Source organism: uncultured Tessaracoccus sp., from assembly GCF_947255005.1.
Classification (GTDB): Bacteria; Actinomycetota; Actinomycetes; order Propionibacteriales; family Propionibacteriaceae; genus Arachnia.
The window spans coordinates 1-7,591 of the sequence record NZ_CAMYFI010000085.1 but is presented as its reverse complement, the minus strand read 5'-3'; the positions used below and the strand labels follow the sequence as shown (position 1 = coordinate 7,591).

At 65.7% G+C, this 7,591-nt stretch carries 8 protein-coding genes, 1 pseudogene and 1 riboswitch; of the genes and pseudogenes, 5 read left to right on the top strand and 4 right to left on the bottom strand.

From position 1 onward, the window contains the following. Both Q0X61_RS12080 and radA read left to right on the top strand, forming a co-directional pair. Positions 1 to 477 (top strand): annotated as a pseudogene (locus Q0X61_RS12080) (hypothetical protein); the annotation flags it as partial. Positions 478 to 752: 275 nt separating this feature from the next. Continuing rightward, positions 753 to 2,138, top strand: coding sequence for a DNA repair protein RadA (gene radA / locus Q0X61_RS12075; protein WP_297742986.1), 1,386 nt, complete (start codon positions 753 to 755; stop codon positions 2,136 to 2,138). A 43-nt stretch (positions 2,139 to 2,181) separates the two neighbouring features. On the opposite strand, the gene Q0X61_RS12070 is transcribed toward radA, so the two are convergent. The 4 genes from Q0X61_RS12070 to Q0X61_RS12055 all read right to left on the bottom strand — a co-directional run bounded on the left by Q0X61_RS12070 (position 2,182) and on the right by Q0X61_RS12055 (position 4,235). Further along, complete coding sequence (locus Q0X61_RS12070; protein WP_297742984.1) at positions 2,182 to 2,439, bottom strand: hypothetical protein; 258 nt, start codon at positions 2,437 to 2,439, stop codon at positions 2,182 to 2,184. Between the two features lie 35 nt (positions 2,440 to 2,474). Then, positions 2,475 to 2,630, bottom strand: coding sequence for a hypothetical protein (locus Q0X61_RS12065; RefSeq protein ID WP_297742982.1), 156 nt, complete (start codon positions 2,628 to 2,630; stop codon positions 2,475 to 2,477). Between the two features lie 267 nt (positions 2,631 to 2,897). After that, a complete protein-coding gene (locus Q0X61_RS12060; protein WP_297742980.1) occupies positions 2,898 to 3,287 on the bottom strand; it encodes an MmcQ/YjbR family DNA-binding protein in 390 nt (129 codons plus the stop codon). Positions 3,288 to 3,494: 207 nt separating this feature from the next. After that, positions 3,495 to 4,235, bottom strand: a complete 741-nt coding sequence (locus Q0X61_RS12055; protein ID WP_297742978.1) for a HEAT repeat domain-containing protein — start codon at positions 4,233 to 4,235, stop codon at positions 3,495 to 3,497. A gap of 121 nt (positions 4,236 to 4,356) precedes the next feature. On the opposite strand from Q0X61_RS12055, the gene disA reads away from it, so the two are divergent. The 3 genes from disA to Q0X61_RS12040 all read left to right on the top strand — a co-directional run. Further along, the gene (gene disA, locus Q0X61_RS12050) at positions 4,357 to 5,415 is read left to right on the top strand and encodes a DNA integrity scanning diadenylate cyclase DisA (protein ID WP_297742977.1); all 1,059 of its coding nucleotides are present in this window, start codon (positions 4,357 to 4,359) and stop codon (positions 5,413 to 5,415) included. A gap of 8 nt (positions 5,416 to 5,423) precedes the next feature. Continuing rightward, positions 5,424 to 5,527: riboswitch (TPP riboswitch) on the top strand. Between the two features lie 33 nt (positions 5,528 to 5,560). Beyond that, positions 5,561 to 6,601 (top strand): thiamine ABC transporter substrate binding subunit, encoded by a 1,041-nt coding sequence (locus Q0X61_RS12045; protein WP_297742976.1) that lies wholly within the window; start codon positions 5,561 to 5,563, stop codon positions 6,599 to 6,601. Further along, positions 6,598 to 7,591, top strand: a 994-nt coding sequence (locus tag Q0X61_RS12040; RefSeq protein ID WP_297742975.1) for an iron ABC transporter permease, incomplete at its 3' end; no start/stop codon positions are given. The genes Q0X61_RS12045 and Q0X61_RS12040, both read left to right, overlap by 4 nt.

Here is a 7,591-nt window from a genome sequence, read left to right as displayed (position 1 = left end):
AGCAACGACCACGCCACCATCGAACCGAAAAACAACCACCTCGTACGCCGCTACGACACACCGGCCGAACTCGACCTACTCAACCAGCTCTGGGCCCTGGTACATGATCGACTCAACTTCCTCACCCCCACCAAGAAACCCATCGGCTGGGCTACCGACACCACAGGCCGCCGCAAACGCGTCTACGACCAGCCCCGAACCCCCTACCAACGACTCCTCGACGCCAACATCCTCAGCCCCACCCAACAAACCGAACTCGCCGCCTACAAAGCCACCCTGCAACCAACAACCACAGCCCGCGAAATCACCCGCATCCAACAAGAACTCACCCGACTCGCCGCCACCAAAACCCGCCAACTCGAACAACAAACCCGCCCCAAACTCCCCCCAATCAGCGGCATCCGACAACACGCCAGCTACCCCCTGTCACGCGGGGAAAACTATCTGAGGCACAACCCCAATTTCGCGGAGACTTGACAATGAGGCACCACGCCGGGTGTGGGCCCGGCCAGGTTGCGCCGTCGTCGGTTCCCCTCCCAGGCAGGTGCAACCTGTGCGGCAACAGAGCGGATCAAGTGTCACCTGCCTCTCGACGACGGCGCGCTACACCGAGGCAAGTGACACATGTTCCGGGACTAAGCCGCACAGGTTACCTCTGCCTTGCGGGCGCGGGGGACACCGGGGCGGGCACAGACACCGGGGCGACGACGGCGTCGGCGGGTTGTGTCAGAGGTAGCGGGTAGGTTGCGGGCATGGCGAAGAAGCAGGACAGCTACCAGTGCACAGAGTGCGGTTGGACGTCGACGCGATGGGTCGGCCGGTGTGGTGAGTGCCAGGCCTGGGGGTCCGTCGTGGAGCGGGGCGCGCCGAAGCTGCGCGAAGTGGCCGCGCACACGCCCGCGGCGAAGGCGCTGCCCATCTCGCAGGTGCCCATGGAATCGGCCAAGCGCTACCCGACGATGATCGGCGAACTCGACCGCGTCTTGGGCGACGGGCTCGTCCCGGGCGCTGTCATCTTGCTCGCGGGCGAGCCGGGCGTCGGAAAATCGACGCTGCTGCTCGACGTCGCGGCCAAATGGGCGTCGGCTCGGCGCACCACCTTGTACATCTCTGGCGAAGAGTCGGCCTCGCAGGTGAAGCTGCGCGCCGAGCGCACGGGCACCGTCGTCGACGATCTGTACCTCGCCTCCGAATCCGACCTCGGCACCGTGCTCGGACACATTGAAGAGGTCTCCCCCAGCCTCGTCGTGATCGACTCGGTGCAAACCATCACCACCGCTGAGGCCGACGGAGTGCCCGGCGGCCCGTCGCAGGTGCGCGAAGTCACCGGCGCCCTCGCGCGCGTCGCCAAGCGCGAGAACATTGCGGTGATCATCGTCGGGCACGTCACCAAAGATGGGTCCATCGCCGGCCCTCGCACCATGGAACACCTCGTCGACGTGGTGTTGTCGTTCGAAGGTGACCGTCACTCCGGGTTCCGCATGGTTCGGGCCACAAAGAACCGTTTCGGGCCCGCCGACGAGGTCGGCTGCTTCGAAATGGATGAGTCGGGCATCGTCGAGGTGCCAGACCCGTCAGGCTTGTTCACCACCCGCCATGAGGAGCCCACGCCCGGCACGTGTGTGACGGTCACGATGGAAGGCCGCCGCCCGCTGCTGGCCGAGGTGCAGGCGCTCGTCGCGCAGTCCACCAACGAAAAGAATCCGCGCCGCACCACACACGGACTCGATGGCTCCCGCATGGCGATGGTGCTCGCCGTGCTCGAACGAAAGGCACGCTTGCCGCTGTTCGGCAACGACGTCTATGTCTCGACGGTGGGTGGGGCTCGCGTCACCGACCCATCCGTCGACCTCGCCGTCGCCATCGCCGTCGCTTCCGCAGCACTCGACCGCCAGCACCCCCGCCGCGTCGTCGCGCTCGGCGAAGTGGGCCTGGCAGGAGATCTTCGACGGGTTCCTGGCACCGAGCGAAGGCTCGCCGAGGCAGCCAGGCTGGGCTTCGAGCTCGCCCTCGTCCCGAAAGGCTCCCGCGACGTCACCGCCCGCGTGCCCAAGCTCGGCAACCTCAAGGTGGTGGAAGTGCCCACCCTTCACGACGCGCTCGGCGTGCTCGACCTTCGCCGTGCCGCGCGCGACTAGGGCTGCTGGCCGTGCGTCGATCGTCGTGGCGGCGCGGACGCGCTCAGCCCACCGCCCACATCGCGATCGTGACAGCGGCGATACCCGCCAATGCGACAAGGGCCCACCTCACTGCTTCCGGGGTGCGCAACGCGGCTCGCGTGGGAGGGGGCTCGGTGATCTTCACGTGCCGCCAAGCTCCGCCCAAACGCCAACATCCCCAAACAGTGAGCAGACACCCTGCACCGCTGATCCAGTACTGCCACAGCCCATCATCGACCGCCGTCGCGAACTGGAGCACGGCGAGAAAGACGAACGACACAGCGCACAAACGCATCGAGAACGACAACAACCCCGTCACTCCTGGCTGCGGCGGAACTCGGTATCGAGCTTCGCCTCTAGGCCCGCGCCCGAGGTAATGCCGGTGAACAACGTCACCTTCGGCTCGCGCCGAAGACTGCGGTTGCTATCGATGTGCAACGTGGCGAGGAAGCCGATGGTCCAGCTCTTCATGCGTGCCTCCCAAAGTCGACGTAGGAGAAGAATGATACGGCACAGCCCCTGCCTTCGCGGAGGGCGGCTTCCGCGCGGGCGTCCGACGTTCGAACGTCTCCGGGACTTGCTGTTCTCACTGCTCAGGAGAATCTGCTAGGTATCGACCGAGCGGCATGAAGGCTGCTGTCGCACCAGGCTTCGGATGTCTACTCGCCTTCCACGGGATGACGACGAGACGGCTCCACTCTTCACGTTGACCATGCGCGAGCACCCACTGTTGAGCACTCAGGTGCGCTCGAACGGCGCAAATCGTTCTAAGTCCACCGGGCGATCCTTACGCGGTAGGCCTTCGACGACGAGCAGGTAGGACTCGACGACGAGTTCGTGGACGTGCCGCTCGTCGAGCTGGTCGCCCGGGCGCAGGCTGATCCAGTGGCGCTTGTTCATGTGGTAGCCCACCGTGATCTGCTCATACTCCGCGACGAGCGCGAGGACGTCGTCGGGGCTCGCTTTGAGATTCACGATGGGCTCGCCGTTGTGCTCACTGAGCAACGCGAACACCTTGCCGCGCACCTTCCAGACGTCCCAGGACGGGCCGAAGGGATGAGTGAGCGTCGTCGCCGGCAGCTCCTCGGCTTTTGACGACGCCCAACGCTGGATCTGATAGTCAGCCACCGACGATCCGGTATCTCTGATGCACGGGACGATGATACCTCGCCTCGTGCGGGGTGCTCGTCGAGGAAATCAGGAGGAGGGCAGCGGTGATGGCGCACCCGTGATCGTCATGTGGACACCACAAAGCAACTACCTCGATCCGCGCTCGGCGTGCTCGACCTGCGCCGTGCCGCGCGCGAGTAGCCCCCACGCGCAGCACGCCCCAGCTCACCCCTGCAACGCCGCGAGGAACCGCGTCGCCAGCGCCGCGAGCACCGGATCGCTGCCCGCCGCGACGCGTTCCAGCGCCGGCACCGCCGCCTCGCCCAGCTGCCCGAGCGTCGACACCGCCGTCAACCGCACGGGCTCGTATTCATCGGCCACGCGCTCCTCGACGGCATCCGTCGCCCCGGCAGCGTACTCACCGAGATATCCGAGCGCCTCGACGGCGTGGTCGCGCACGTCGGCATCGTCACTGCCGAGCGCCTCGACAAGCACCTGGACGCCACCTTCGCCAAGCTTCCGAAACGCGTCCGACAAGGCGTCGCGCTGCCATCCGTCGCCGTCACCCAGCCGCTTGCCCAGCACCGACGCTGCCCGCTCACCGCCGGTATTCGCCGCCGCCCGGTAAGCCTTCAACGCCACGTCGGGGTGCTCGTCGAGCACCAGCGGCGCCACCTTCTCGAAATGCGCAGGGTTGCCAATTTTGCTGAGCACGTGCGCCCCGGAGAAGCGGTCGTGCGGCGAGTCGCTCACGAGCAGTTCCAGCAGCTGCGCCTCCGCCTCGTCGGCATGCTGCACGAGCGCCCAGGTGATGTCTTCGCGGACGTGTCCGTCGGGCTCCTCGCGCAGCCGCTCGACCAGCACGTCCACTACCCCGTAGGCGTTGGTGGTTCCGAGTTCGAGCGCGGCGTGGCGACGCTCGGTCACCGTCTCGCCTTCCCGCAGCGCAGTGATGGGGTCTGCCATGGCTGTCCTTTCGCACGTAGTTAGCGCCATCGTATTGACCACCACCGCGAAACCACGGTGCGTTCGCTACGGGCACATGGGCGTGTTCAGTATCCTGGTACGTATCCCACGAGGAGGACCCGTGTCTCGTTCCATGTTGCAGCGCTACCTGAAGCAGCTCGCTCCAGGCACGGCGCTGCGTGAAGGCATCGACCGCATTCTCCACGGACGTACCGGCGCGCTCATCGTCATGGGCAATAACCGCCAGGTGCAGAAGGTGTCGTCGGGCGGGTTCAAGATCGACGTCGACTTCTCCGCCCAGGCGTTGCGCGAGCTCGCCAAACTCGACGGCGCCATCATCCTGAGCAACGACCTCACCCGCATCGTCGCAGCAGGCGTACACATGGTGCCGCCCGGCGATCTTCCCACCGCTGAAACCGGCACTCGCCACCGCTCGGCCGACCGCACAGCGCAGGCTGCCGGTGTGCCCGTGATTAGCGTTTCGGCATCGATGGGCACCGTCTCGCTGTTCATCAACGGGCGACGGCACGTCGTTGAAAAGGCCGGCGACGTCATCAGCCGCGGTACCCAGACCCTCGGCGCCCTCAACAGCGTCGTGCAGCGGCTGGAGGAAACCGTCGACCAGCTCACCGCCCTCGAAGTGGCGAACCAGGTGACTGTACGCGACCTCGCCGCCGTCGCGCACCGCTACGAGCTGGCCCGACGCCTCTCCGCGGAGATGGACTTCAACATCACCATCCTGGGTATCGAGGGGCGCCTGCTCGCCATGCAGCACGCAGAGCTCGCTGCCCCGCTCAACGATCTGGCCGAGCTGCTCACGAAGGACTACGCCCACAACCTCGACACACCGTCGGACTTCCGGCTCGACAGCCTGCAGAACTTCACCCCCGAAGAGCTCCTGGGGCACCACCTCATCGCTGAGCGCATGGGGTTCGGCCACGCCGTCCACCTGGAACAGCACCTCACCGCGTGCGGCTACCGCGCCTTGACGACAACCGGCCGCCTGCCCGCGGGCATCGTCGACCTCCTGCTGCCCCAACACACGTTGCAAGAACTCCTCACCGCCAGCAGGGCTCAGCTCATGGAGATCGACGGGGTTGGCGAGCTGCGTGCCCGACTCATCCGCGACGCTCTCTTGCGCATCGGTGAGTCTGCATTCGCCCGCTCTGATCCATCCTGATAGTGTTTCGAGCACCACAGGGGAGCGCCAGCGGGGCGCTGAGAGTGCAGGAATTGCAGACCCTCAACCTGATCCGGTTCGTACCGGCGTAGGGAGTGAGTGATTCTCCTTGGCTTTGGCCAAGCCCAACAGACCAGGAGGAACGATGAAATTCCGTGTTCTCGCCGTGGGGCTCACTGCCCTCGCTGTCGTCGCGTGCGGATCGGGTGCCGACTCCACGACCGAATCGTCGCCGCCCACAGCATCGAAGAAATTGACGGTTGTATCTCATGGATCATTCAACCTTCCCGACGAACTGAAGGCGAAGTTCGAGAAGGAATCAGGCCTGGAAGTCACCTACTCCCCCATGGATGACGCAGGCGCGATGGTGAACCAGCTGCTGCTCACCAAGGATTCCCCGCTGGGGGATGTCGCGTTCGGCATCGACAACACCTTCGCCTCCCGTGCCGAATCCGAAGGCGTCATCGACCCCTACCTCTCCGACAAGCTCGACGAGCAAGCCAAGGCCATGGCCACCCAGCAGATGTCCCCCATCGACTTCGGCGACGTGTGCATCAACGCTGATCGAAAATGGTTCGAAGAGAAGAAGCTCGAGATTCCCAAGACCCTCGACGACCTCACCAAGCCCGAATACAAGGACCTCCTCGTCGTCTCCAGCCCGGCGTCGTCGTCGCCTGGCCTGGCCTTCATGTTCGCCACCATCGGCGCCAAGGGCGACGGATGGCTCGACTACTGGAAGCAGCTCGACGCCAACGGCATGAGCGTCGTGGCAGGCTGGACCGAGGCCTACAACGTCGAGTTCTCGCAAGGAGAGGGCAAGGGCCAACGTCCGCTCGTACTCAGCTACGCGTCTTCTCCCGCGTGGACGATTGGCGACGACGGGAAGTCCACGACGGTGAACCTTCCTGAAACCTGCTTCCGGCAGGTGGAATACGCGGCGGTGCTGAAGGGCGCAGCCAACCCGGAGGGCGCCAAGAAGTTCGTCGATTTCCTGCTCTCCCCCGAGGTGCAGGCCTCCATCCCGGACAACATGTACATGTACCCGGCCCTTGCCGACACGAAGCTACCTGAGGATTGGGCGAAGTTCGCGCCGCTGGCTGTGAAGCCCATTGAGCTGTCGCCGGAGAAGATCAACGAAGGTCGCGAACACTGGCTGAACGAGTGGACCGAGGCCCTCGGTCAGTGACGAGGCTCCTTCCTCGAGCTGGCGCCGTCGCCTGGGTCGCCGTCGCGGCGGTGCCAGCTGTATTTCTGGCCCTCTTCTTCGCCTGGCCAGCGGCGACGCTGGTGGCCAGGGGCTTCCGCGACGAGACGGGCTGGACGCTCGACGGTTTCGTCAAAGTGGCAACGTCGCAGCGCACCTGGCGTGCCTTGTGGTTCACGCTCGGCACGGCCTCACTCGCGACGCTGCTGTGCGTCGCGGCCGGCATCGTCGGTGCGTATGTGCTGTATCGGTTGCGCTTCCCCGGCCAGCAGTTACTGCGCGGGCTCGTGACCGTGCCGTTTGTGCTCCCGACGGTGGTGGTGGGCATCGCGTTCAGTGGGCCGCCGCCGGTGGTGGGCATCGTGCTCGCGATGGTGTTCTTCAACTACTCGGTGGTGGTGCGCACCGTCGGAGCGCTGTGGGCGCGCATTGACCCACGCCAGGCACAGGCCGCGCAAGCGCTCGGTGCGTCCCCGCTGCGCGCGAGCCTCACCGTGACGCTCCCCGCGCTCGTGCCCGCCATCGTCTCCGCGGCGTCGCTGGTGTTCCTGTTTTGCGCGTCCGGGTTCGGCATCGTGATGACGCTCGGGCGCGGCAAATACCACACCATCGAGACGGAGATCTGGTTCCAAACCACCCAGGTATTCAACCTCTCCGCTGCCGCCGCGCTCTCTATCGCACAGGTGGTCGTCGTGACGATCTGCCTCTGGATCACGAGCGCCTGGCAGCGACGAGCCCAAGCTGCCCTGCGCCTCCTGCCGGAGAGCACGAGCAGCGACGCGCTCACCTGGCGCCGTGACTGGCCGGCGGTCCTGTGCACGGTCGCGGTGTGTTTGTTGCTGTTGGTGGTGCCGCTCGCAGGGCTCGTGGTGCGCTCGCTGCGGGTTGATGGCGCATGGAGTCTCGCCGGGTATCAGGGTTTGCTCGACGGGCAGCTCGGGTCGGCGATTCGCGCGACGCTGACGACCGCCG